18 protein-coding genes and 2 tRNA genes are annotated in these 23,848 nt (G+C 63.1%); 14 read left to right on the top strand and 6 right to left on the bottom strand.

Going from position 1 to position 23,848, the window contains the following annotated elements:
• Positions 1 to 54: 54 nt before the first annotated feature.
• On the bottom strand, positions 55 to 1,515 hold the full coding sequence (locus ACZ9CK_RS10690; protein ID WP_426298276.1) for a hypothetical protein: 1,461 nt from the start codon (positions 1,513 to 1,515) through the stop codon (positions 55 to 57).
• 311 nt (positions 1,516 to 1,826) lie between these two features.
• On the opposite strand from ACZ9CK_RS10690, the gene ACZ9CK_RS10685 reads away from it, so the two are divergent.
• From ACZ9CK_RS10685 to ACZ9CK_RS10665, 5 genes are all read left to right on the top strand, one after another.
• A tRNA-Gln gene (locus tag ACZ9CK_RS10685) sits at positions 1,827 to 1,898 on the top strand.
• A gap of 129 nt (positions 1,899 to 2,027) precedes the next feature.
• A tRNA-Glu gene (locus ACZ9CK_RS10680) sits at positions 2,028 to 2,100 on the top strand.
• A 286-nt stretch (positions 2,101 to 2,386) separates the two neighbouring features.
• Entirely contained in the window at positions 2,387 to 2,989 is a 603-nt protein-coding gene (locus ACZ9CK_RS10675) for a hypothetical protein (protein ID WP_476049935.1), read from the top strand.
• Between the two features lies 1 nt (position 2,990).
• Positions 2,991 to 7,409 (top strand): glycosyltransferase family protein, encoded by a 4,419-nt coding sequence (locus ACZ9CK_RS10670; RefSeq protein ID WP_476049934.1) that lies wholly within the window; start codon positions 2,991 to 2,993, stop codon positions 7,407 to 7,409.
• A 70-nt stretch (positions 7,410 to 7,479) separates the two neighbouring features.
• Positions 7,480 to 8,472 carry a hypothetical protein gene (locus tag ACZ9CK_RS10665; protein ID WP_426298270.1) on the top strand — a complete coding sequence of 331 codons (993 nt, stop codon included), beginning with the start codon at positions 7,480 to 7,482 and terminating at the stop codon, positions 8,470 to 8,472.
• A 95-nt stretch (positions 8,473 to 8,567) separates the two neighbouring features.
• Here ACZ9CK_RS10665 and ACZ9CK_RS10660 read toward each other — a convergent pair whose 3' ends face one another.
• The 3 genes from ACZ9CK_RS10660 to ACZ9CK_RS10650 all read right to left on the bottom strand — a co-directional run bounded on the left by ACZ9CK_RS10660 (position 8,568) and on the right by ACZ9CK_RS10650 (position 12,284).
• A complete protein-coding gene (locus ACZ9CK_RS10660) occupies positions 8,568 to 10,550 on the bottom strand; it encodes a DUF6270 domain-containing protein (protein WP_426298268.1) in 1,983 nt (660 codons plus the stop codon).
• Positions 10,547 to 11,563 carry an FkbM family methyltransferase gene (locus tag ACZ9CK_RS10655; protein ID WP_426298266.1) on the bottom strand — a complete coding sequence of 339 codons (1,017 nt, stop codon included), beginning with the start codon at positions 11,561 to 11,563 and terminating at the stop codon, positions 10,547 to 10,549. Before ACZ9CK_RS10655 ends, ACZ9CK_RS10660 begins: the two co-directional genes overlap by 4 nt.
• A 169-nt stretch (positions 11,564 to 11,732) precedes the next feature.
• Positions 11,733 to 12,284, bottom strand: coding sequence for a DUF1697 domain-containing protein (locus tag ACZ9CK_RS10650; protein WP_426298264.1), 552 nt, complete (start codon positions 12,282 to 12,284; stop codon positions 11,733 to 11,735).
• Between the two features lie 103 nt (positions 12,285 to 12,387).
• On the opposite strand from ACZ9CK_RS10650, the gene ACZ9CK_RS10645 reads away from it, so the two are divergent.
• Complete coding sequence (locus ACZ9CK_RS10645) at positions 12,388 to 13,638, top strand: GAF domain-containing sensor histidine kinase (protein WP_476049933.1); 1,251 nt, start codon at positions 12,388 to 12,390, stop codon at positions 13,636 to 13,638.
• 21 nt (positions 13,639 to 13,659) lie between these two features.
• On the opposite strand, the gene ACZ9CK_RS10640 is transcribed toward ACZ9CK_RS10645, so the two are convergent.
• Complete coding sequence (locus tag ACZ9CK_RS10640; RefSeq protein ID WP_115788811.1) at positions 13,660 to 14,379, bottom strand: IclR family transcriptional regulator; 720 nt, start codon at positions 14,377 to 14,379, stop codon at positions 13,660 to 13,662.
• Positions 14,380 to 14,491: 112 nt separating this feature from the next.
• Between ACZ9CK_RS10640 and leuC the strand changes: the two genes are divergently transcribed.
• The 7 genes from leuC to ACZ9CK_RS10605 all read left to right on the top strand — a co-directional run bounded on the left by leuC (position 14,492) and on the right by ACZ9CK_RS10605 (position 21,978).
• Complete coding sequence (gene leuC, locus ACZ9CK_RS10635; RefSeq protein ID WP_476049932.1) at positions 14,492 to 15,937, top strand: 3-isopropylmalate dehydratase large subunit; 1,446 nt, start codon at positions 14,492 to 14,494, stop codon at positions 15,935 to 15,937.
• A gap of 9 nt (positions 15,938 to 15,946) precedes the next feature.
• A complete protein-coding gene (gene leuD / locus ACZ9CK_RS10630; protein ID WP_426298258.1) occupies positions 15,947 to 16,546 on the top strand; it encodes a 3-isopropylmalate dehydratase small subunit in 600 nt (199 codons plus the stop codon).
• A gap of 186 nt (positions 16,547 to 16,732) precedes the next feature.
• Positions 16,733 to 17,476, top strand: a complete 744-nt coding sequence (locus ACZ9CK_RS10625; RefSeq protein ID WP_476049931.1) for a DUF6270 domain-containing protein — start codon at positions 16,733 to 16,735, stop codon at positions 17,474 to 17,476.
• 130 nt (positions 17,477 to 17,606) lie between these two features.
• Positions 17,607 to 18,932, top strand: a complete 1,326-nt coding sequence (murA, locus tag ACZ9CK_RS10620; protein ID WP_426298254.1) for a UDP-N-acetylglucosamine 1-carboxyvinyltransferase — start codon at positions 17,607 to 17,609, stop codon at positions 18,930 to 18,932.
• A gap of 12 nt (positions 18,933 to 18,944) precedes the next feature.
• The gene (locus ACZ9CK_RS10615; protein ID WP_476049930.1) at positions 18,945 to 19,781 is read left to right on the top strand and encodes a lysophospholipid acyltransferase family protein; all 837 of its coding nucleotides are present in this window, start codon (positions 18,945 to 18,947) and stop codon (positions 19,779 to 19,781) included.
• Positions 19,778 to 20,827 (top strand): NAD(P)H-dependent glycerol-3-phosphate dehydrogenase, encoded by a 1,050-nt coding sequence (locus ACZ9CK_RS10610; RefSeq protein ID WP_426298250.1) that lies wholly within the window; start codon positions 19,778 to 19,780, stop codon positions 20,825 to 20,827. Before ACZ9CK_RS10615 ends, ACZ9CK_RS10610 begins: the two co-directional genes overlap by 4 nt.
• A gap of 2 nt (positions 20,828 to 20,829) precedes the next feature.
• Positions 20,830 to 21,978 carry a D-alanine--D-alanine ligase family protein gene (locus ACZ9CK_RS10605; RefSeq protein ID WP_426298248.1) on the top strand — a complete coding sequence of 383 codons (1,149 nt, stop codon included), beginning with the start codon at positions 20,830 to 20,832 and terminating at the stop codon, positions 21,976 to 21,978.
• A 42-nt stretch (positions 21,979 to 22,020) separates the two neighbouring features.
• On the opposite strand, the gene ACZ9CK_RS10600 is transcribed toward ACZ9CK_RS10605, so the two are convergent.
• Positions 22,021 to 22,536: a DUF3515 domain-containing protein gene (locus ACZ9CK_RS10600; protein ID WP_476049929.1), complete on the bottom strand. Its 516-nt coding sequence runs from the start codon at positions 22,534 to 22,536 to the stop codon at positions 22,021 to 22,023.
• 121 nt (positions 22,537 to 22,657) lie between these two features.
• On the opposite strand from ACZ9CK_RS10600, the gene ACZ9CK_RS10595 reads away from it, so the two are divergent.
• Positions 22,658 to 23,710 (top strand): LCP family protein, encoded by a 1,053-nt coding sequence (locus ACZ9CK_RS10595; protein WP_476049928.1) that lies wholly within the window; start codon positions 22,658 to 22,660, stop codon positions 23,708 to 23,710.
• The last annotated feature ends 138 nt before the right edge of the window (positions 23,711 to 23,848 follow it).

Genomic DNA, 23,848 nt, shown 5'->3' with positions numbered 1-23,848 from the left:
GCGAGGAGGGCTGCGATTCCGACGCAGCCCTCCTCCGCATCAGAGGGTTCCGCTTCAGGCTGTGTTCCTGCGTTTCCGCATGAACACGAACGCGCCGATGGATCCGGCACCAAGGGCGCCAACGACGCCCAACGCCGCAGCACTGCGTGAACTGTCCGCCATGGACGCAGGCGACACTGCCGCGGCCCCGCGGTGAAGCTCTGCCGTTCCCGCGGCGATCCTGCCGTTGCCGGATGCGAGTTTTGCGGCACCATCCGATAGCTGTGCCGTCCCCGAGGCCAGCCGCGTGCTGCCGTCCGAGAGCCTGGCCGCGCCCGCGGCCAGGACACTGGAGCCGCCCAGCAGGCCTGGATTTGCCGGGTCCCCGGGATCGCCCGTGATGCCGGCGAGCAGGGACTTGCTACCGTCTGCCAGGCGGCCGGTTCCTTCAGTCATGCCTGCCGTGGCCTTCAGCAATCCGGGATGCTCAGGATCGCCGGGCACCCCGTCCATGCCGGTCCTGATCTTCGCCGTCCCCTCGGCCAGTTGCCGGGTTCCCAGTACCAGTCCCGGGGCTTGGGGGTCCGCGCTGTTGAGCTTGCCTGCGAGGGTGGCGAAACCGGCGGTGAGCTTCCGGGAACCGTCGGCCAGTTCACCGCTGCCGCCGGCGAGCCGGGAGGTGCCCGCGTGCAGCTCCGATGCCCCTGATTCCAGGCGTGCGGCACCGGCCTGCAACTGGGCGGCCCCGCTGTCCAGCCGTTGGGCTCCTGCGTTCAGTGCATTGATCTGCTCCTTCAACAGGCCAAGGGGCACCATACCCTGCGCGCCGTTCGCGGCATCGGCAAGCTTCTGGAGGCCTTGTGCCAGCGCCGCGGTTCCGGTGCCCTGGGCGGGGTCGTTGTTGGCGCCACGGTAGCCCCTGAGCTGGACCGTGCCGGCCGCGAGCCGTGAGGCACCGTCGTCCAGCTGGCGCGCGCCGTCGTCCAGTCGCGATGCACCGTCCTCAAGCCTGGACGCCCCGTTGCTCAGTTGCGTGGCGCCGTCGGCCAGGTTGTTTTCGGCGCTCCCAGTGCTGCTTGGAGTAAGCGCAGCGGAGAGCTGGCGTGCCGCTGCGGCAAGCCGCTGGGCGCCGTCGTCCACTTTGTAGACACCCGGTGCCAGCTTGACCTTCACGTCGTTCTGGATTTTGAGCGCCCCGCTGGCCAGCTTCCCTGCGCCCTCATTCAGCTTCGCGGCCCCGGGTGCGAGCTTGTTTTCGACGCCGGACTGGATTGTCGACGCCCCTGCCGCGAGTTTTCCGGCGCCTTCCTCGGCTTCACCGGCACCAAGGGCAAGCCTTGCAGCACCGTCCTTGAGCTGGACCGCTCCTGCGGACGCTTGGCTGGCGCCGGCATCGAGCCGTTCGGCTCCTGCGGTGATCTTGCCGGTGACCATCGCGTAGAAGGCGGCGAAAGCAATGAGAAGGAGAACAAGAATGCAGATGGCCATGTTCTGGCCACGGCTTCGTGGCGTGGTTTGGCTGAGGTTACGAGTCAAAGGCTTTCCTCTCAACGTCTCTGTGCCTGCGACGCTGCAGGCATAGACCCCCATGTGGCATGGTCGGCATCCGGTCCAGGCTTCGTTGAGGGACCTCGGATGCTGGTTACCGAGCGGTAACTTACCGAGAGTAAACTTAAGTCCGCGATTGAATCAAGGGTTTCGCCGGAACGCTCCGCCGCACCCCAGGCGCTCCGAAGCGCCGGTCGCCGGCCGATTTGTGCGCGCCGAGAGTCTCGGGTAAAGTAATTACTCGTGCTGAGGGGCACGGAGCGAAGGTTGAAGCCTTCGGGCCGGCCTGAAAGCGCCAATGGGATATGGTGTAATTGGCAACACTACGGTTTCTGGTACCGTCATTCTAGGTTCGAGTCCTGGTATCCCAGCTCTGAATAAACCGAGTTAAAACGAGGTTGTTTCGGAAGTTTCGAACGGTTCGCCGATTTGGAACAAAGCTGAATGTATGAAATAATAATTCAGCCTGATCGCGGGAAGCCGCAATCGGAAAAGTGCTTGGCCCCATCGTATAGCGGCCTAGTACGCCGCCCTCTCACGGCGGTAACGCGGGTTCGAATCCCGCTGGGGTCACAATGAAACGGCTCCGGGCATCTGCCCGGGGCCGTTTTTCATTTTCGACAGCCCGCACAGGGCCCTGCCGGGTCCTATTGTATTGATTGGTTGTCAACGGAGGCCTTACTACTTCGGGCGCACAGATAAAAGTCAAGGAATCCGGCATTTGCTCCGAGAGTTCAAGAAGGTCGACCTTTGTTGTCGCTTTTGAACGGGGCGCATGGACATCTTGTAACATACTCATCGTGCTCGAACGCGGAAGGCCGACGGTGCACTGGTCGGGAAATCTACTGGGGAGAATCGCGTGAGCAAGGTTGAAGAGACAGAACTCGACCCGGGCATCGGCAGCGTTGAGCGCTTGCTTGCCACGAGAGGGCGGTCATCCACTCCGCCGCCGCCGAACGAGGCGAAGATCAGGCTCGCCGACATGCTCAGGATCGGGTACCACTCCACATCCCCACACCATCCCAGGCTCAAAGTCGCCACGATCGTTCACGATGAACTGTACGACAAGCTTGAAAAGTCGTATTCCGTCATGCCGCTGCTGCCTTCGACGTTGGTCAACTCCGTCGATGCCGGGCAGCCGCGGATGATTGTCATCCACCGCTCAGCATTCCAGGACGGTCCATGGTTCGGCGCTGAAGACGCGACGGGCGGCGCGGCAGTCGACACAATCCGCCGGCTTCTGCCGTGGAGCAGGAAGCGTCAGGTGCCGGTGCTGTTCATTGAGAACGGAACCCCCGATGGATACTTCACAAACATGCTCAGGGAGATAGGCACTGAAGTCTTTCCTTCCGAACACTCCGAGAGCAGCGTGCCGGAAGGAGCCCCGCGGCGCGCAATATTCCAGATAGCGCATCGGTTTGCCAAAGCTCCGTACGTACCGACGAACGAAGGCGGAATCTGACATGAGAGTGCTCTTTTGCTCGGCGAGCAAGCCGGAATCGACGGAAGCCGACCGCAGTCGTTTTGGGGCCGTCCGAAAACTCATGGGGACCGTTGCTGACTCCGAACTGTCGATCGTGGCGGCGTCGCCGGCGCTCGAGGATCTCCTGGACGTTTCTCCCGGCCGCATGTGGCTCCTTTCCCGCAACCAAGATGAATCCGAGGATGAGTTCATCCGGAACTTCGCTTCGCTTGTACGGGACAAGTTTGCGCAGGACGACTTTGATCTTGTTCTTGCAGATGGACTGCTCCTGAACCAGGAACTTGTGCGCCTGGGACTCCCCGCCAAGCACTTCTGGTCCGTCCTGTCCGCCTCAGATGTTGCTTCGCAAATGGGCACCGGTAAAGAAGGACTCGAACCGTTGCAAGCCGTCGTGCGGTATTCCGGGTTCACTCTCGTGGAAGACGCGGCGCAGCAGCACGTCCTGCGGCAAGCGGTGCCGACAGCCAACCATCGGGTCCAGCTCATGGACGCATGCGATGCCCGCAGGATGCATAACATGAAGCGGGCGCAGCGCCGGGTCCTCCTGTACCGGCGTCCGGGCGAGGAAGATACGTCAGCCTGGGCCAGCCGCACCTACCGGATGGCGAGCTCGGTAGCTTCCGAGGAAGTCCACGCAATCGTCCTGTGCCACGACGGCCTGTCCATCTTTGCTTCCTTGGAACAGGACAACCCTCATGTCACAGTGCTACAGCCTGCAACCGCTGCCCATCAGATCGAGAACGAGCGGCTCTTGCCGCGGTTTGCTGCCTGGCATGTTGCTGTTGCCTCATCGGACCTTGAGTGCTGCGCGGTGCTGACGGACGATCTGGAGACGGTGGTATCCGGGTTCACCAACAACGTCCTGCAGCGCAAGTTGTGGCCCCTGATCGACTTTGAAGGCCTGGAGGAATTCAACCAGTCACGACCGCTTTTCCAGCAGTTTGCGGAGACTGCGTCGCGCCTTGTCTATGTGAAAGACGAGGCCAGGGCCGTCCTGGAGTCCAGGATTCCGGCGGCGACCTCCAAGGGCGTCCTGCTTCCGACGCTTTCCTATGGAATGGAAGAGGCGAATTCAACTGACGCACAGGGCGGGTCCGGTGCGGAGCTTCTTCGCGACTACCTTGATAGGGCAGTCGCGGATTACGCAGCCGTTCCGCTCCTCCCTGGCAAGCGGCGTGTCCTGATGGCTGGCCATGACTTCAAGTTTGCCGGCGAGCTTATTGACGTGTTGTCGCAGAGGCAGGATGTGGAACTGCGAGCCGACCATTGGGTGGCTCAAAACCAGCAAGATGAGACGCAGAGCCGAACCCTGTTGGATTGGGCCGAGCTGATATTTTGCGAATTCGCGTCCCACAATGCCGTCTGGTATTCGTGGGAGAAATTGCCTGGGCAGACTCTGGTGGTCCGGTTCCACGGTTACGAACTCTTTTCGCCCTGGATCCAGGAAATCAACATCGCAAATGTTGACCGGATCATTTTCGTGTCCGAGTTTTACCGGAACAAAGTGGTCCAGGAACTGGGATGGCCGCGGGAGAAAACCGCCGTCATCCCGAATGTGGTCGACGTTTTGGACTTGAACCGTCCCAAGAGGGAAGAAGCGCGCTTCCACATCGGCATTGCTGGAATTGTTCCGATCCTGAAGCGGCCCGACCGTGCCCTGGACATACTGGAGCAGTTGTTGGCCACGGATGCCAGATACACGGTCCATATTCGCGGCCGCGCACCATGGGAATACGGATGGATGTGGCAAAACGAGGTCATCCGCGAAGCCTATGAAGCCTTCTACGAGCGGATTGCCTCGAATCCCGAGCTGCGGCGAAGAATTGCCTTTGATGAATTCGGCCCCGACATGGGGCGCTGGTTCCAGAACATCGGCTGGATGCTGTCACCCAGCTTCCGTGAAACATTCCATCTGGCTCCCGTTGAAGGCATGGCCTCCGGTGCGGTACCCGTGGTCTGGGAACGTGAGGGTGCCCAGGAGATCTTCGGGAGCGAGTGGGTCCATGAGGACACGATGGCTGCGGTGGACTACATCAAGCGGGTCAACCAAAGCGCCGAAAAATACCTTGAGGTTTCGAATGCCGCGGTCGCACACGCGCGGCAGTTCGACTTGGTGAAGAACGGGCAGGAATGGCTGCGCCTGCTCCTGACCCTTGAAGGAGCCCACTCGAGCGTCCCCGGGGATAACGTCTCCGCCGAGAACCTGGAGCGAAGCTTCTTGGCAAAACCAAGCAGCACGTCCCTTGCCTGGCTGTTCGCCACGCTTCATCGCGACGGCGAGTTGGACAGGATTCGACAGCTGGCTGAAGAGTACCCGGACTTCGTTTACCTATCCTCCCAGCGTTATCTCTTTGAGTGGCGATGGAAGGAGGGGATCGAAGCCCTTAAGAGCGAACCGCCAAGGATTCCTGAACGGAGTCAGGGCGCCGCTTACCTTGTCAGGCCCGAAAGCGTCCTGTTTGTATTCGATGAGTCCCGAAAAGGAATAAGAACCTCTTCCTGGCCGACGGCTGTAGCGGATGATGTTGAGTCTGGCGCCCTGCATTTGGTGAGTATTGCTTCCGCTGCAATCAACCCCGACTTTGACGCTGAAGACGAAGGACGCACGGAAATCGAACTTGACGGGGTGCCCGCAGTTCGCATACCTCTGAGGAATTCCGCCGGACTGCGTCTCCCGAAATTCGTCCTTGCCGCAACGGACGCCATTGTGCGCGAGGCACGTGCGTTCCGGCCTGCGGCCATCGCCGCGCAGGGAGACTTCTGGGTAGCCCTGCCGGCCCTGCTGGCAGCGCGCCGCCTCGGTGTGCCTTTTCTCAGCGAGGGCCAGGGGGACCTGCTCGACGACCGCGGAGATGAAGAGCTTTCGGCAATATGCGCGGCGCAGTCCGACGCGGCTTTTGCGCCCGGTTCCAGCCCGCTGGCGTCTGCCGGGCAGGCGCAACAGAGCTATTCAGCTGCACTGTCTCCGGCAATCCAGCGCGAACTGGGGTCCATGCGGGTCGGGGTGATTGCGGATCAATTCACGAGCGCGACAATCGCGCATTCCTTTGAGACCGTGCCACTATCCAGGGCAGAGGGCTATGTCCAAGTAGCCTCCTTGGACCTCGATGCAATCTTTGTCGAATCGGCGTGGGAAGGTCCTGACTACCAGTGGCGCCGGGGGGTTGCCTATTACCCGGACGAGATCGTCGACCTCGAGCGGATCATCAAGGTAGCCAGGGCACGGAACATACCCGTGATCTTCTGGAACAAGGAAGACCCGGTCCATTTCCGTGCGTTCGAGCGGACTGCCGCCATGATGGACCACGTTTTCACGACCGACGCGGACATGGTGGGCAAGTATCTCCAAAACGAAGAATCCGTTGTGAAGACGGTTTCCTCCTTGCCGTTCTACGCCGAGCCGGCGATCCATAATCCCATGCCCACGGACCGGCCCTATCTGCACACCGTCAGCTACGCAGGCACTTATTACGGGGACCGCTTCAAGGAACGCTCCCTTGAACTCCACCGGATTCTTGATGCCGCGAAGCTCCACGGGCTGACCATCTACGACCGCCAGGTCAACGTACCCAACTCGCCGTACCGATTCCCTCCGGAGTTGGCTCCCTTCGTGCGCGAAGGTGTGCCGTACCAGGAAGTCCTGAAGGTCTACAAAGCGCATCCGGTGAATATCAACGTGAACTCGGCCAACGATTCACCGACGATGTTTTCGCGGCGCGTAGTCGAGGTAGCCGCAAGCGGGTCAGTGGTCCTCAGCGGGCGCGGCCGCGGGATCACAGAGCAGATCCAGGGCATTGAGGCAGGCGATTCGGATGAGCGCTGGGCGGAACTGCTGGCTGGATGGATGACCGATGAAAAGCTACGCCTTGAAACGGCGTGGAACCAGATGCGCACCATTACCCGCTCCCACCTGGCCGACCAAGCGCTGACCATCGTGATGAGGACGGCCGGGATTCCCGTCGTCGCGCCGGTTCTGCCGTCATATGCGGTCGTAGCCGCTGGTGCCACTCCGGCTGACATCGAGGCGATGACTCGTCAAAGCTGGCGGCCACGCGTTGTGTTCGCAGATCACCTTGACGCCGGTGACCGCGCGAAGTTGGAGCAGCACGGAATCCACGTCGCACCGGAGTCCGAACTGGACAGCACCGACGTCGACTGGTTGACGGTCTGGGAAAACGTTCCAAACGAAACCTATTTCGAGGATCTTCTTCATGCGACCCGCTTTGGTGACTGGGACCTGGTGTCGGCACGACCATTTGAGGAGGGCGGGAAGCCTGGCGGGCCCATTATCGAATTGAAGCGGAATGGAACCTTTGCCGAAATCCGCCGCCTCGGTTCCAGAGAGCCCGAAGGCGACGAGTCTGTACTGACTTGGGTCGTCGTTCCGGCAAGGAACTAGGGAACAACGCGAGCTCCGAACCTGCATATTGCCAACCCCTGCCCGGAAAAACGAAAGAGCGACAACCAAAGTGGAAGAACGCGACGAATTCTACGGTGTACCTGTTGTTCCGCTTGACAGCATCGACGATTTCAATCCCACAACAGCGGACGACGAAAGAATCTACACCTTAGCCATAGGCGACGGAATGACCCTGTCCTTCCTGGTCAATTGCCAAAAGAGCCTTCGCAGCGAAATGCGCGCAGGGTTTCACGCTGCAAAAGGACCCAGCACACCTGATGGCCGCTACTTTGCCCCGGTGGCTATTTCGAGGAACTCCCGTTCGCCGTTCGTGCTCTTCGCCGACCCGACCCTGACACTTGCTCCTGCGAACAGGTTGTCGTGGTACCTCGGTACCCCGGCGGTTGATCCTGACGACTGGATGGAAGCGATTATCCGCAAGGTGATGGCTGCCTCCGGTGCGCGGTACCTGGTCCTGGAAGGCTCGTCCGCCGGAGGGTTCGTGGCTATGCGGATGGGAGCCCGGTTCCGTAATTCAGTCGCCGTCCCTCGCATACCGCAGACTGACGTATTCCGCTATTCCATCCGCACCCCCATCCTGGAAACGCTCCGGGCCGCGTGGCCTGGCATGTCCTACGAAGAGATCATGGCGGACTTCTCACATCGATTCCGTATTGCGGACCGCTACACCGACCCGCGGTGGAACAGGGGAAACCTGATCTCGTACGTCCACAATGCCGGCGACACATGGCACACGGTTGAGCATCTTGAACCCTTCTTGGCCGAGCTCGGCGAGTCCTCCGGGGCGTTCGTTGCCTTGGATGGGCGTGTCACGATTTCACGGCCTTATGTTGGAGACGGCCACATTGGCATCCCGTCGATGTGCTGGCCGGGGGACGCTGAGATAGCACTGGCACGATTGAAATCCCTCCGACCCGTCGAAACAGAGTCGCCGGAAGAGGAGGTGGAGGAGATGTTCACTCCGCCTTCAGGGATGAACCGTTCCGACCTTGCCGGGAAAGCACGGCAGGATTCGGTGTCCAAGCACTTTACGTCCTTCTAGGGCAGCTGCCTGCCGCGGCCTCGCGGAAAAGGGCCAGCCTCCCGGAAACCGACGCACCCCAAAGGGGGCCAGCCAGACGGCTGGCCCCCTTTGGCTCAGTGCCCGGAGATCTTTGCAAGCTCGTCCAACAGATGAGTGGATACCCCGCCGACAAAATGGTAGGGGGCTGGCCCCCACCTGTGCTTGCTGTCGGCTACGAGCAGCCGTTCCGGATAGTCGATGAAGCGGATTTCCGGATGGGCGGCGAGGTCGTCGTACAAGCGATTGAGAACAGTGTTGTGATGCGCGATTTCGACCTGGTTGGGAAGATCCACGCCCTCGTCGGTGACAGTCGCCCAAAAGACCCGGTTCACGATGATCTTGGAAGCAGGGCAAGCGGCGAGCAGGCGCTGCAGGCCGGCCGTCCAGCGTGCGTAGTAGTCGTCCGAGCCGACGCGTAGGAGCTGATCGGAAGTAGCCGAGGTCCCGGTTTTCTGCAGCTCCGTGGAATACGCGATCACGGTGTCCTGATATGGCATCAACCGGATCCGCTCGTCGATGAGGTCCACCAGCAAATAGTCGAAATCCGAGTCCCGGAGCAGGCCGTCGAGCTGCTTGCTGACATCGGCCCGGACCATTCGCCGCTGGAATGGACTTTGTATGGATTGAAGCTCCACATCGAGGTCCTTCGGCGGTTCGGCGAATGCGCTGCCGAATGGTGAGCGCGCAATATAGTTGACTAGCTCGAATTCGTGTTCCAGCGCAAACGCGTCGCGTGTGACGCAGCTGCCATAAATGAAGAAACGCGAAGGACTGGCTTCCAGCCGCGCCGCGGCTTCGATCGAAAAGAGCTCATTGTTGAATCCGTCGCGGACCCGGACCTGTGCCGTGAAGCTTTCTTGCACGCCGTCATACGGGAAAATACATTCCGTGTCCGATGAGTACCATTTCGGGTTCGAGACCGTACCGTCGGTCCCGTGTTTGAAGAAGCCGAAACGGAGCCCTCCGTACCCGGGCGGGACGTCACCAAGATTGATGCGGGCGAGGAGACCGCCGTCGTGGTTTCTTTCGAGGTCGACCGACAGCTGGCTTTCGAGATCGTCCTTCAGATGGCGCAGGTCCCGCGGTTCGGATCCAGGCAGTTGTCCGGGCACGAGGCCGGAATCCTTGAACGAAGAAACGACCTCCAGGGCCGTTCTTGCCGGGTTGAGCAGGTCTTTCACGAGTGAGGTGACGCATTCGGGCGGGAGCGCCGCGTGGTCGGTGCCAAAGTGAGTGATCCAGACCGCGTGGTTGACCCCGTGTTGGTAGAGGCCCCGTCCCAGATGCCTGTAGTTGCCGGCCTCGATGAACGGAGCAGTATGGACCGGTACGTGCCAGTCCGTTGCATTTTGGATAAAAACGGTGCGCCTCGGCCGAAGGCCAGCTGTTGCGTCCGGAAGGAGGGAAAGCTGCACTCCCGCGTCGGCGAGTTCCTGCCGTACCCGTGATTTCCAATCCTGTGACTGGAGGGTGCCTGTGTGGTTTGGAAATGCGGTCTCCAAGTACTGCCGGACGAACTTCTCGTTGTATTCGAGAATGTCTGTCTGGGCATTCCATACGAATACTGAGGCGCGGTCTCCCATTTTCTGGCCGTAGAAGAGAGCCGTATACCCACCGCCCGATCCTCCAACGAGCAGGAGCTCGCGGTTCGTGGTGTCGGAGAAGGCCCTGAGGATCGCGAGCAGCGGCTCGTGGAGCCGCTGGTCTTCACTTCCCGTGTACCAGGCCAGGCCTAATGTCTCGTGCAGTTCGAGGGAGGGGTCGGATATCGAGATGTACGGAAAGTCGCCGGAAAGTGAGACATTGCCGCCGGAAAAGAAGGGTCCAGCCTTAGTCTCGCGGTTCTGCACGGCACCGGAGAAGAACACCGGCACGGCAATGGAGGGACGGGAGAACGGTTGGCCGCTGATAATGAGGTCGAGGCTTGGCCCAGCACCAAGCTCGATCGTGTGCACTCCGTCCTGCCAGGTGTCTTCTCCGCAAAAGGCAGCGACCGAATCCCACGAGAAATGCGGCGTTTTCCACCGTTCGTAGTTTCGCTCGAGCTTGGATGTCATTGCTTTTTCCCTCGCAGTCCGGAGATCTCGTTTTCCAGTTCCGCGATCCTCCGGGAAGACGATTCCTGAAGGCTACGCAGTTCCTCCAGAAGGGCACGGATTTCGGCGATCTCGTTGCCATCCGGTTCTCCGGCAACCGGCGCAGCCACCCTTGGCTGCTTGTCCCGGGGCTCCGTCCGGCTGTTGATTTCCTGGAGGGCCTCCCGATGAAGCCGCTCCGTGTACCTGTTTGATCTCAGGAGGCGGGAATCAAGTTCCTTGTGCATGTCCCTGACGGCCTGCAGTTGCTGGCCTTGGAACCTCACGATCGCCGCCTGCTCGAGTGGGGTCCGCGCCGGTGCAAGGATGTATGTCGGTGTTGCGTTATAGACGCCCAGGCAAACGTAGTCGATGGTTTCAAGGATGCCTTCGAGCGCCTGCAGTTCGGCAGGGTCGTTCAACTCGCATGAAATGAACGGACGATCGCGCTCGATTAGGGCCAAACCGCCGCGGATAACCTCCAGGTCCATTCCCTCGACATCGATCTTGATGAGGGAAACACGACTGCCGATGGATTCGTTGTCGAGCGACGTCAACGGAAGATCGCCATCCTCGGTTTGGACCAGCGAGGTTGCTCCCAGGTTCGACTCATCGAAGGTGGTGATTCTCGCGTGCCCTGGTGCGCTGCCGACTGCGAACGGGCGGACTTCAATGTTGGCGTCCGCATAATTGATTTCGACATTGTGCAGCAAGCATTCCAGAGTCGTCTCAACCGGCTCGAAAGCGATGACGTTACAGCGGAGAAGCTTTGCAAAGTACAGTGAGTGGTTTCCGATATTCGCGCCGACGTCAACCACAAGATTTCCGGGCGAAAGAATCGGCGCAAGCGCGTCAAGGAACGGACGCTCGTAAAAGTCGCCAGTGGCTCTGATTACCCTGCTGATGTGATCAACATTCGACGGCAATGCGAATCTGACGTCGACGTCACCGGCACGGACTGTCACAATATCGGACTTCATCAATCCTTCTGCCATGTTTCAACCAGCTCCTCTCGGACCCGGCACTCGATTATGTCAGGCTGTCGCGGCATCTTGTTGGGCCGGACCGTTGCCTGCCCGGACGGGAAGCCTCCCGCAGCGTCATGCAATGCTATCGCTTCCGCCGCCGCGCTCCTGCCAGATGTCAACTCCAGGGTCGCTTTCGTCACAGCTGCGCGACGGCGTCCTGCACCTTGATCATCGTGCGGAGGTTCCGGGTGGTGGTTGCCGCCTTGTAGCGGGCCTTGGCGGTGATCTTGCTGAAGGGGCTGTCAATAGTTCCGCCGGCGGGAGCCAGCCAGGCGATCGCCTCGGGGCCGATACGGGCAAGGTCCACTCCGCCGTCGGCCGCGCTGCCGAGGGCCGAACCGGCGTCGAACAGTTCATCCAGCACCGCGGAGTCCGAGGAGAGCGTGATGTAGCTGTGGGTGGACTTGTCGTCCGGGGGATAGGGGCAGGCCGCCACCAGTTCAGCCACGCGCGCGCCGCTCAGGACCACTACCCACGCGTCGTAGCCGAAGGAATCGCGCAGGCACTTTTCAAAACGCTGCTTGACGACGGCCGCTTTGAGATCGCTCTTGAGCACCACGTTGCCACTGGCCAGCAGGGTCTTGACGCCTTCGAAAGGGAGCTCGCCGAGGGCCGTCCTGAGTTCGGCCATCTTGATGTTGATCCCACCAACGTTGATTCCCCGCAGGAATACCGCAAAGCTGTCCATGGGCCCTACGCTACAACCCAGCCCCGGCGGGTTTTCACAGACGCCCGCCCCGCGCGCCGGTATCATCGGCTGGTAATCCCAATGAAGCTGGAGGACACACTCTATGGCGCACGCTCGAGGGCAATTGGCTTTCAGTGACGACGTGAGCCGGGACACGGAACTGAGGGAGTACGGCCTCGATCCCAGCTCGGATTCGCCCCTCCTGAGCAATGCGGCCGTCTACAGCGCGCTGCAGAACCTGGTTCGCCTCGCAGCTGAGCTTTGTGGTGCTCCCTACGGCGTGGTGAACATCATCAGCGCGGAGTACCAGCACCAGGTCGGGGCGTGGGGAGTTGAGGCCGCGGTCTGCCGGCGGGAGGACTCCATGTGCGCAAAGGTGTTCCTCTCCCGCGAAAAGACCGTGGTCCCGGACGCCTCGCAGGATGTCCGCTTCGCCGACAACCCGTTTGTCACCGGCGAAATCGGCAACGTGCGCTTTTATGCTTCCATTCCGCTGGAAACGGGAACGGGTTTTGTCCCCGGGACGCTGTGTGTCTTTTCGAACGAACCCAAAGAGCTGAGCCCGGAGCAAGCCGGCATCCTCGAGGTACTGGCCAAGCAGGTGGTCGAGCTCCTGGAACTGCAACGCCGCACAACCCAACTGGATCGCACATACGCCGAGCTGAAGGACACCAACGCGAAGCTGAAGGACAGCAATGCCAAGCTCGCTGCTTTCGCGGGACGCGTCAGCCATGATCTGCGCATTCCACTCACCACGATCCTCGGCTACGCAGAACTGGTGGAGGACGATCCGGAGGTCCAGTCCGACAGCGCAGCTGCCAAGTATCTTGAACGCATCGGGTACAGCGGACGGCGCATGCTCGGAATGCTCGAGGACGTCCTTAGCTACTCACGGGTAGGCGGCAGCATCCAGCCGACGCATGTCTCACTCCAGGACACGGCCAGGAACGTTGCCCGCGACCTTGGCATCGAAGGCTCCGGCATCATCGAAGCAGAAGACCTGACGCTCTACGCGGACAAGGGACATTTCCGCATGCTGATCCAGAACCTGGTGTCGAACGCGATCAATTACCGCAGCCCCGAGCGGAAGCTTCGCATCCGAATCACCGCTGTTTCCGACCACCGTGGCGCCACGGTCTACGTTGCCGACAACGGCAAGGGGATCAAACCCGAAGACCGGGCCATGGTCCTGGAGCCGATGTTCCGCCTGAACCGCCAAGGCGACGGGCCGGGAAACGGCCTGGGACTGGCCACCTGCCACAGCATCGCCGAGGCACACGGCGGCGAACTCTCATTGTCGGAAACTCCGGGCGGCGGAACGACCGTCGCCATCACTTTCCCCGCCGGACCCTAGGGGCGCAAGCCCGGGAAATGCTCAGTCGTTGCCCTTGCGCAGCGCATCGGTGAGGACGCGGGCGGCGTTGCAGACCACTTCGGCGTGCAGCCGGCCAGGCTGACGGGTGAGGCGTTCGATTGGCCCCGAAATCGAGACCGCCGCGATGACCCGGCCGGAAGGTCCGCGCACGGGCGCCGAAACGGAGGCGACCCCCGGCTCACGTTCGCCGAGGCTCTGGGCCCAGCCCCGGCGTCGTACGCCTGCCAGGACGGTGGGAGTGAAACGGGCATTCTGCAGGCCATCCAGCAGGCGGTCGTGGTCTTCCCAGGCGAGCAGCACCTGGGCCGCGGAGCCGGCCTTCATGGACAGCTGGGTGCCGACCGGGATGGTATCGCGCAGGCCGATGGGGCGTTCCGCCGACGCGACACAGACACGCCAGTCGCCCTGGCGGCGAAAGATCTGCGCGCTCTCGCCGGTGGCGTCGCGCAATTGGATCAGGACGGGGCCCGCGGAGGCGATCAGCCGGTCCTCGCCGGCAGCCGAGGCGAGCTCCACCAGTCGGCTCCCGAGGACGAAGCGGCCCTGGATGTCGCGGCTCACGAGGCGGTGGTGGACGAGGGCCAATGCCAGGCGGTGCACGGTAGGCCGGGCGAGGCCCGTTGCGGCCACCAGCTGCGCCAGCGTGGTAGGCCCGGCCTCAAGCGCGTCCAGCACCTGGGCCGCTTTATCAATGACACCGACTCCACTAGAATTGTCCATGTACTGATATTGCCGTCTCAATATCTGAGATGCAAGTTGTTTCGCTGGCGCACTTTGCGGCGCTCATGTTCAGTGGATGTAGACAATCCAACCGCAGTGAAGGGAGCAGGCCGTGGGGAAAACACTGGCCGAGAAAGTTTGGGACGCGCACGTAGTGCGCAAGGGTGACGGCGAAGGAGCCAACGCCCAGCCGGACCTTCTGTTCATCGACCTGCACCTCGTGCACGAAGTGACCTCCCCGCAGGCTTTCGAAGGCCTGCGCCTGGCCGGACGCCAGCTGCGCCGCCCGGACCTCACTATCGCCACCGAGGACCACAACACGCCCACCCTCGAAATCGACAAGCCGATCGCGGACCTCACCAGCCGCACCCAGATCGACACCCTGCGTGCCAACTGCAAGGAGTTCGGCGTCCGCCTGCACTCGCTGGGCGACAAGGAACAGGGCATCGTGCACGTTGTCGGCCCGCAGCTCGGCCTGACCCAGCCCGGCATGACCGTAGTCTGCGGTGACTCGCACACCTCCACCCACGGCGCGTTCGGCGCGCTGGCCATGGGCATCGGCACCTCCGAGGTGGAACACGTCATGGCCACCCAGACGCTGTCCCTGAAGCCGTTCAAGACCATGGCCATCAACGTCGAAGGCACCCTCCGCCCCGGCGTCAGCGCCAAGGACATCATCCTGGCCGTGATCGCGAAGATCGGCACGGGCGGCGGCCAGGGCTACGTCCTGGAATACCGCGGATCGGCGATCCGTGCGCTGTCCATGGAAGCGCGCATGACCATCTGCAACATGTCCATCGAGGCCGGCGCCCGCGCCGGCATGGTGGCCCCGGACGAGACCACCTACGCGTACATGTCGGGCCGCCCGCATGCGCCCGAAGGCGCCGACTGGGATGCCGCCGTCGAGTACTGGAACACGCTGCACACCGATGCTGACGCCACCTTCGACGTCGAGGTGGACCTCGACGCCGACACGCTGGAGCCGTTCGTGACCTGGGGAACCAACCCCGGCCAGGGCGTTTCGCTCAACGACGCCGTGCCCTCGCCCGAGGATTTCGGCGACGAGAACGCCAAGCTGGCTGCCGAGCGCGCCCTGCAGTACATGGGCCTGGAAGCCGGAACCCCCATGAAGGACATCCGTGTAGACACCGTGTTCCTGGGCTCCTGCACGAACTCCCGCATCGAGGACCTGCGGGCCGCAGCCGACGTGATCCGCGGCCGCGCCAAGGACCCGAACGTACGCATGCTGGTGGTTCCGGGTTCCGCCCGTGTCCGCCTGGAAGCCGAAGTCGAGGGCCTGGACAAGGTGTTCAAGGAATTCGGCGCGGAATGGCGCTTCGCCGGCTGCTCCATGTGCCTTGGCATGAACCCGGACCAGCTGGCCCCGGGGGAGCGCTGCGCCTCCACCTCGAACCGCAACTTCGAAGGCCGCCAGGGCAAGGGCGGCCGCACCCACCTCGTCTCGCCGGTGGTGGCCGCAGCGACCGCAGTGCGCGGCACGCTCAGCTCGCCTTCCGACCTGGAATCCGTCTCCGTCGCCGCCGGCGACGCCGCCTAGGAGGACCCCTTGGAAAAGTTCACCACCCACACCGGTATCGGTGTCCCCCTGCGCCAGAGCAACGTGGACACGGACCAGATCATCCCCGCCGTCTACCTGAAGCGCATCACCCGCACGGGTTTCGAGGACGCGCTTTTCGCCGGCTGGCGCAAGGACGAGAGCTTCATCCTGAACCAGGAACCGTTCAACGCCGGATCCGTGCTGGTGGCAGGGCCCGACTTCGGCACCGGCTCGTCCCGCGAGCACGCCGTCTGGGCGCTGAAGGACTACGGTTTCAAGGCCGTGCTTTCCTCCCGCTTCGCCGATATCTTCCGCGGCAACTCTGGCAAGCAGGGGCTCCTGGCCGCCGAGGTGGCCCAGGACGACATCGAGCTCATCTGGAAGGTGCTGGAAAACACCCCCGGCACCGAGGTCAAGGTGGACCTGGTCTCCAAGACGGTCGAATGCGGCAACGTCGTGGCACCGTTCGAAATCGACGACTACACCCGCTGGCGGCTGCTGGAGGGCCTGGATGACATCGGCCTGACCCTGCAGCACGAAGAAGACATCACCGCCTACGAGGCCACCCGTCCCTCCTTCAAGCCGAAGACGCTGCCGGCGCGCAGCTGACTCCGTCTCAAAGCCCGAATCGGCGCCGGTTGCGGGGCGAGCAATAAGAACGCCGCCGTCGAATCAGCAATTCGACGGCGGCGTTTCTTGCCATTCGCTGCGTCCCGCAAATTCCGGCCGGGACGCCTGATTCCGGCAGCGACGCCTGATTCCGGCCGGGACGCGGCCCTCTGTTAAGGTTCTTTAATGCACAAAAACCTGATGATCTACGGCAGCTGTGTGTCCAGGGACCCGTTTGAAGAACTCGGTTCCGACTACGCATTGCTCGGCTATGTTGCTCGTCAGTCCATGATCAGCGCACTCTCACGGCCCACGGAACTTCTTAACGGCGAGGCCCTGGCCTCCTCCTTCCAGAACCGCTCCCTCGGCGGAGACTTGAAATCGAACCTCCTGCCGACGCTTCGGCGATATGCGGCGGAAATCGACCTGCTGGTCATTGATTTGACCGACGAACGGCTTGGCGTCATCCGCTTGCCCGACGGCAATTATGTGACCCGTTCCTCGGAACTCATGCATTCCGGCCGGCTGGCGGGAATTGCGGGACGATACAGGCTCATTGAGCCGGTGACAGAGGAACATTGGACCCTTTGGGAGTCCGCTGCCAACCGGCTCTTCGGTGCCCTGACCGCCATGGGGCTGCGTGACAAGACGCTCGTCCTGGGTACGCCGTGGGCGCAGGTGACAGAGAAGGGCGAACCCGTCCCGCCCTTCCGGGATCACGGAAAAGACGTTGAGCTGAACGCGTATTTCGCTGAATGCTGCGCGCATATCAAGAGCCTCGGCTACACGGTGCGGACCCTTCCGGAAGACCTGAGGGTGGCCCAGGCCGATCACAAATGGGGCGCGGCGCCGTACCATTTCGGAGCCGTTGCCAGGCAATGGATTGCGCGCCAGATCGAGGTCGCGGCCTCCGGCGTCGCGGTCGCGTAGGGGCGCCATTTCCCGGGGGTATGCCACCCCAGGCCGGCCCTTCCGCATTTCGGATCATTAACTCCAGCTTCTATGCTTAGCTTGAGCCCTCGGCAGTATGGGGGCATCAACTCGTGAGGAAACGGTATAGATGAGCAGTGTCCTGACAATCCGCGGCGGTGTGCCGCTGGCCGGCCGTGTTACCGTCCGTGGCGCGAAGAACCTTGTGCCCAAGGCCATGGTCGCGTCCTTGCTGGGGAATGAGCCTTCAGTGCTCCGGAATGTCCCGGAAATCAAGGACGTGGAGGTTGTCACCAGCCTGCTGAAACTGCACGGTGTCACCGTGGAAAAGGATCCCGTCACCGGTGATCTGACCCTGGATCCCAAGGACGCCAAGACGGCCTCCAGCACGGCGATCGACGCCCATGCAGGGGACTCCCGCATACCGATCCTGTTCTGCGGCCCGCTGATCCATGCGATCGGTGAGGCGTTCATTCCGGACCTGGGCGGCTGCAAGATCGGCGATCGCCCCATCGACTTCCACCTGGACGTGCTGCGCCAGTTCGGTGCCGTGGTGGAAAAGCGCCCCGGCGGCATCCACATCTCCGCGCCCAAGGGCCTGCACGGTGCCAAGATCTCCCTGCCCTACCCGTCCGTCGGTGCCACCGAGCAGGTGCTGCTCAGCGCCACGCGTGCCGAAGGCATCACCGAACTCAGCGGCGCGGCCACCGAACCCGAGGTCATCGACCTGATCGCCGTGCTCCAGAAAATGGGCGCCATCATCAGCGTGCAGACGGACCGCACCATCCGGATCGAAGGCGTCAAGGACCTGGGCGGCTACGACCACCGCGCCCTGGCGGACCGCAACGAAGCCGCGTCCTGGGCCTCGGCCGCGCTGGTGACCCGCGGCGACATCTTCGTCGAAGGCGCCTCCCAGCGCGACATGATGACCTTCCTCAACACCTACCGCAAAGTGGGCGGCGGCATGGACATCCGCGAGGACGGGATCCGCTTCTACCACCCCGGCGGCAAGCTGAGCCCGCTGGTCCTGGAAACCGACGTCCACCCCGGCTTCATGACCGACTGGCAGCAGCCGCTCGTCGTCGCCCTGACCCAGGCCGAAGGCGTGTCGATCGTCCACGAAACCGTGTACGAAAACCGCTTCGGCTTCACCGAGGCCCTCAGCCGCATGGGTGCCACGATCCAGGTGCACCGCGAATGCCTGGGCAGCGTCCCGTGCCGCTTCGGCCAGCGCAACTTCCTGCATTCGGCCGTCATTTCCGGGCCGACTCCGCTGAAGGGCACCGACATCGACATCCCCGATCTCCGCGGCGGGTTCAGCCACCTGATCGCGGCGCTTGCTGCAACCGGAACCTCCCGCGTTACGGGCATTGACATCATCAACCGCGGCTACGAACGCTTCACCGAGAAGCTGGCCGGCCTCGGCGCAGATTTCGACATCACCGAATCCAAGTAAGCGGGGGACCCTTTGAAGGAACCGGCCAAGAGCCGTGCCACGTTCGCGCTCCTCGCAGGGATCGCACGGCCGTTGATGAACCTCCTGATGGCCAAGAAATGGGAAGGCACCGGGAAGCTTCCCAAAGGCGGCTTCATCGCCGCACCCAACCATTGCACCGAGATCGATCCGATCGTGATCGGCCACATGCTTTACAACCAGAAGCGCCTGCCGCATTTCCTCGCCAAAGCGGGCCTGTTCAAGGCTCCCGTTGTGGGTTCCCTGCTGCGCGCCACGCGCCAGATCCCGGTGGAACGCTCGACGGCGGGGGCGAACCGCTCGCTGCAGGCAGCCCAGGAGGTGGTGGACGCCGGAGGCGCCATCATCATCTATCCCGAAGGCACCCTGACCCGCGACCCGGACCTCTGGCCGATGAAGGGCCACACCGGTGCCGCCCGGCTGGCCATACAGACCGGTGCGCCGGTGGTCCCCATGGCGCACTGGGGCGCCCACGAAGTCTTCCCGAGGTACGCCAAGCGCTTCCACATCTTCCCGCGGAAGACGTCCCGCGTGCTGGTCGGCGAGCCGCTGGACCTCAGCAGCTTCGCGGGCCGTCCGTTGGACCGCACCACCCTCAATGAGGCAACCGAGCTCATCATGGCCGCCATCACCGGGCTCCTGGCCGAACTCCGCGGCGAGGAACCCCCTGCCGAACGCTGGGATCCCGCCGCCCACAACCAGGCCAAGCAGGGCCGCTTCCAGGCCCGGGGCACTGAGAGGCCCGGAAACACAGCGAGGCCCGGAAGCACGGCCAATCCCGGAAGCACAGCCAAGCCCGGAAGCACAGCCAATCCGGGGGAGCTGAAGTGACCGGCGCCGGCACCGACTGGGAACCCGCGGTCGTCGCCGTCCTGGGCGCCGGCTCCTGGGGAACCACCTTCGCCAAGGTCCTTGCCGACGCCGCCGCGGCCGCTGGCAGCGAACGCAGCATCCGGATCTGGGGGCGCCGCCCCGAGGTCGTGGAGCAGATCAACCGGCAGCACCTCAATGAGCAGTACCTCAAGGACACGCCGCTGCCGCTGTCGATCTCCGCGTCGACCGACGTCGCCGAGGTCCTGGACGGCGCGGAACTGGTGATCCTCGCGGTTCCTGCACAGTCCCTGCGCCCGCAGCTCAAGGAGTGGAAGGAGCTCGTGGCGCCCGGCGCCGTCGTGGTTTCCCTCATGAAAGGCCTGGAACTCGGCACGGATTCGCGCATGAGCCAGGTGATCGCCGAGGAACTGGACATCCCGGACAGCCGGGTGGCAGTGGTCTCCGGCCCCAACCTGGCGATGGAAATCGCCCGGCAGGAGCCCACGGCGTCCGTCGTCGCCTGCAGCGACGAGGACACCGCGGCGGCGATCGCGCACTGCTGCACGGCACCGTACTTCCGCCCCTACACGAGCACCGACGTCGTCGGGGTGGAGATCGGCGGGATCGTCAAGAACGTCATCGCCCTCGCCGTCGGCATCTGTGAAGGCAGGCAGATGGGCGACAACACGAAGGCCTCTGTCATCACCCGGGGCCTCGCGGAGACCTCGCGGCTTGCCCTCGCGCTCGGCGGCGATGCCCACACGATGGCCGGGCTCGCCGGCCTCGGCGACCTTGTGGCCACCTGTTCCTCGCCGCTGTCCCGCAACCACACGGCGGGCCGTTTGCTCGGCCAGGGTCTGACCCTTGACGAGGTCACGGCGAAGATGACCCAAACGGCGGAGGGCATCAAATCCGGGTACGCTGTCAACGAGCTGGCCGTCAGCCTCGGCGTCGACATGCCGATTACTGCGGCCGTGGTGGCCGTGCTGGAAGGCAGACTTTCCGTTGATGAACTCGGGCCCCGGCTCCTTGCCCGCTCCCTGAAGTCCGAAGGCGATTACTGATTGTGACCGAAAAGATCCAGACCCCCGGAACTCCCGACGGCGGTCGGCGCCCACGCGTCGCCGTGCTGTTCGGCGGCCGCTCCAGCGAGCACGCCGTCAGCTGCGTGACGGCGGCCGGAGTGATGGGGGCGATCGACAAGAGCAAGTACGACGTCATCCCGATCGGGATTGCGAAGACCGGCCAGTGGGTGATCCCCGGCGGCGATCTCAGCCAGTGGTCCCTGAGCTCCGAGGAACTGCCGGAAGTCGCCCCCTCGGGCAAGACGGTCACCCTCGCCGAGGTCGGCGGCACCCACCAGCTGGTGGTCACCGAACCCAACGCGGTTCCCCAGGAACTCGGTTCCGTGGACGTCGTCTTCCCGCTGCTGCACGGTCCGTGGGGCGAGGACGGCACCATCCAGGGACTGCTGGAACTCTCGGACACCCGTTACGTGGGCGCCGGTGTCCTGGCGTCCGCCGTCGGCATGGACAAGCACTTCATGAAGGTGGTCTTCGAGGCCGCCGGGCTGAAGGTGGGGCCGTACGTGGCCGTTACCGACCGCGAATGGAGCAACGACGCCGAGGCCGTCCGCAAGCGGGTGGACCGCCTGGGTTACCCGGTCTTCGTGAAGCCGGCCCGCGCCGGGTCCTCGATGGGGATTTCCAAGGTGGATTCGCTCGACGCACTGGACGCCGCGATCGAGGAAGCCCGCCGCCACGACCTCAAGCTGGTGATCGAAGCCGGGATCACCGGGCGCGAGATCGAATGCGCGGTGCTCGAAGGACGCGGCACCGACGCTCCGCGCACCTCCATGCCGGGTGAAATCGCCGTGACCTCAGGCGGGCACGAGTTCTACGACTTCGCCGCCAAGTACGTCGAGGACGGCGCCGCGGCCCTGAGCTGCCCGGCGGACATGCCGGAGGAAGCGATCGCCCGCGTCCGCGAGCTTGCCGCGGCAGCCTTTGACGCCGTCGGCGCCGAAGGCCTGAGCCGGGTGGACTTCTTCTACACCCCGGACGGCGAACTCATCATCAACGAGATCAACACCATGCCCGGGTTCACCCCCAAGAGCATGTACCCGCAGATGTGGGCCGCGTCCGGCCTGCCGTACGCGGACCTGATCGACGAGCTGATCTACCTCGCGCTGAACCGCAAGACCGGACTGCGCTGAACCGGGGGTGCCGCCGTCGGGATTCCCGACGGCGGCACCGGCTCACTTGCTCTTCGGCAGGTTCGGGAGGTCTTCCTGGCCGACGCAATGGCGCAGTGCCTTGATCTTGCCCGCTGCCTGGGCCAGATCGGCAAGGACCGTCGCGGAACTGATGATGTTCGGGTCCATGAGGATTTCCGTGGCGGGCTCCCGGCCGTAGGTGGTCAGGGTCCACACCGGGTTGCCTTCCTTGATCACCCAGTCGACGCCGTTGACGCTGACGCAGCGGTCCGTGGTGGGACCCGGGACGTTGACCCCGCAGCGCAGGACCACTTGCGAGGGCTCGCCCCACGCCGCGGTTGCCTGGCTGTTCGTCTTGCGCAGCTTTGCATCCCCGATGGCATCCGGAAGCGCCACCATCATCGGGGCGCAGGCCGGGTTGGCGGCATCCGCTGCCGCCTTGACGTCCACGGCGGGCGAGCAGGCGGACAGGGCCAAGAGTGAGGCGGCCGCGGCAAGCGCCGCTGTCTTCGGGCGGAAACGCTTTGTGTGGAAGTGCGGGCCGGTCGGAAAAATCACCCCTCAAGCCTACGTGCCCCGGGCACCCCGGGCGAACCTGAGGAGAGGCTGGAAGGCCTTTTCCACGGGACATGGGATGATGGCGTGAACGGTTTTGCCCTGGGGACAAAGGAACACACGGATGCACAACGACGAAATGCTGCCTGAAACCACGCAGGATGAGCCGACTCCGCGGAAGAAGAAGTCGCACACCGCGCGTAACGTCCTGCTGGGTTTCCTGGCGGTTGTCCTGGTCGTGGGAGCTGTCAGCGGCTTCTACTTGTACAACCTCGCCAACAGCTTCAATACGAAGACCCAGAAAATCGAACACGCCTTTCCGGAGGAATCCACCCGGCCCACGAAGCCGACCCTTCCCAACGGGGGAGAAGCGATGAACATCCTGGTGCTGGGCAGCGATTCCCGCTCTGCCCCGGTGGATACCGCGGAAAAGGGCGCCCCCTCGGACCAGCGCTCCGACTCGATGATGCTGCTCCACATCCCCGCGGACCGGAAGAACATCTTCATCACTTCCATCATGCGTGACACCTGGGTGGACATCCCGGGCCACGGCAGCGCCAAGATCAACGCGGCCATGGCCTTCGGCGGCATCCCGCTGGTGGTGCAGACCGTGGAAGGCATCCTCGACGCCCGCATCGACCATGTCGCCGTGATCGACTTCGAAGGCTTCAAGTCCATGACGGATGCCTTGGGCGGCGTGGAAGTGAATGTCCCCATTGCCTTCAGCGACCGCGGATTCGACTTCGCCAAGGGCAAGCAGGTGCTGAGCGGGGACAAGGCCCTGGTCTTCGTCCGCGAACGCTACGCCTTCGCGGACGGCGACTACCAGCGGGTGAAGAACCAGCAGATCTTCCTGAAGGCGCTGCTGGGCAAGTTCCTGACCACCGAGACCCTGACCGATCCGGCGAAGATCAGCGCCGTGGTTGACCAGGTTTCGCCGTATGTCTCGGTGGATGAGACCCTGGACGCCTTGGCCGTGGGCAAGCTCGCCGTCGAACTGCGCAATGTCCGCACGGGGGACGTAAAGAGCTTCACCCTGCCCAACAGCGGGACCGGTTGGTCGGCGGATGGGCAGTCGATCGTGGTGGCGGACCAGTCAGCGATCGATGCCCTCAAGAAGGCGCTGAAAGAGGACAAAGTGGGCGATTACCTTAAAGCCGAGGGTATTGCCAATTAGTCCAAATCAAGGACTTAGATGCGGCTTCCCGGCCGGTAGTGAATTATGCTGGTCACGATCTTATTGACTGGACCGACTGATTCGCTTTGTGTAACCGGCCGGGTTTGCCAGCCGCAGCCGCGGCGGACAGGCCCTGCC

The sequence above is a fragment of the Arthrobacter sp. TE26545 genome, assembly GCF_056279005.1.
The sequence above is the reverse complement of the archived record's forward strand: the minus strand, read 5'-3'. Positions and strand labels throughout refer to the sequence as shown.

What these genes read in the sequence shown, in the direction of transcription:
- ACZ9CK_RS10670 (WP_476049934.1), top strand. Translation starts at nt 2,991, where the DNA reads ATGAGAGTGCTCTTTTGCTCGGCGAGCAAGCCGGAATCGACGGAAGCC.
- ACZ9CK_RS10660 (WP_426298268.1), bottom strand. Translation starts at nt 10,550, where the DNA reads ATGACATCCAAGCTCGAGCGAAACTACGAACGGTGGAAAACGCCGCAT.
- ACZ9CK_RS10655 (WP_426298266.1), bottom strand. Translation starts at nt 11,563, where the DNA reads ATGGCAGAAGGATTGATGAAGTCCGATATTGTGACAGTCCGTGCCGGT.
- ACZ9CK_RS10650 (WP_426298264.1), bottom strand. Translation starts at nt 12,284, where the DNA reads ATGGACAGCTTTGCGGTATTCCTGCGGGGAATCAACGTTGGTGGGATC.
- ACZ9CK_RS10645 (WP_476049933.1), top strand. Translation starts at nt 12,388, where the DNA reads ATGGCGCACGCTCGAGGGCAATTGGCTTTCAGTGACGACGTGAGCCGG.
- ACZ9CK_RS10640 (WP_115788811.1), bottom strand. Translation starts at nt 14,379, where the DNA reads ATGGACAATTCTAGTGGAGTCGGTGTCATTGATAAAGCGGCCCAGGTG.
- ACZ9CK_RS10625 (WP_476049931.1), top strand. Translation starts at nt 16,733, where the DNA reads ATGCACAAAAACCTGATGATCTACGGCAGCTGTGTGTCCAGGGACCCG.
- murA (WP_426298254.1), top strand. Translation starts at nt 17,607, where the DNA reads ATGAGCAGTGTCCTGACAATCCGCGGCGGTGTGCCGCTGGCCGGCCGT.
- ACZ9CK_RS10595 (WP_476049928.1), top strand. Translation starts at nt 22,658, where the DNA reads ATGCACAACGACGAAATGCTGCCTGAAACCACGCAGGATGAGCCGACT.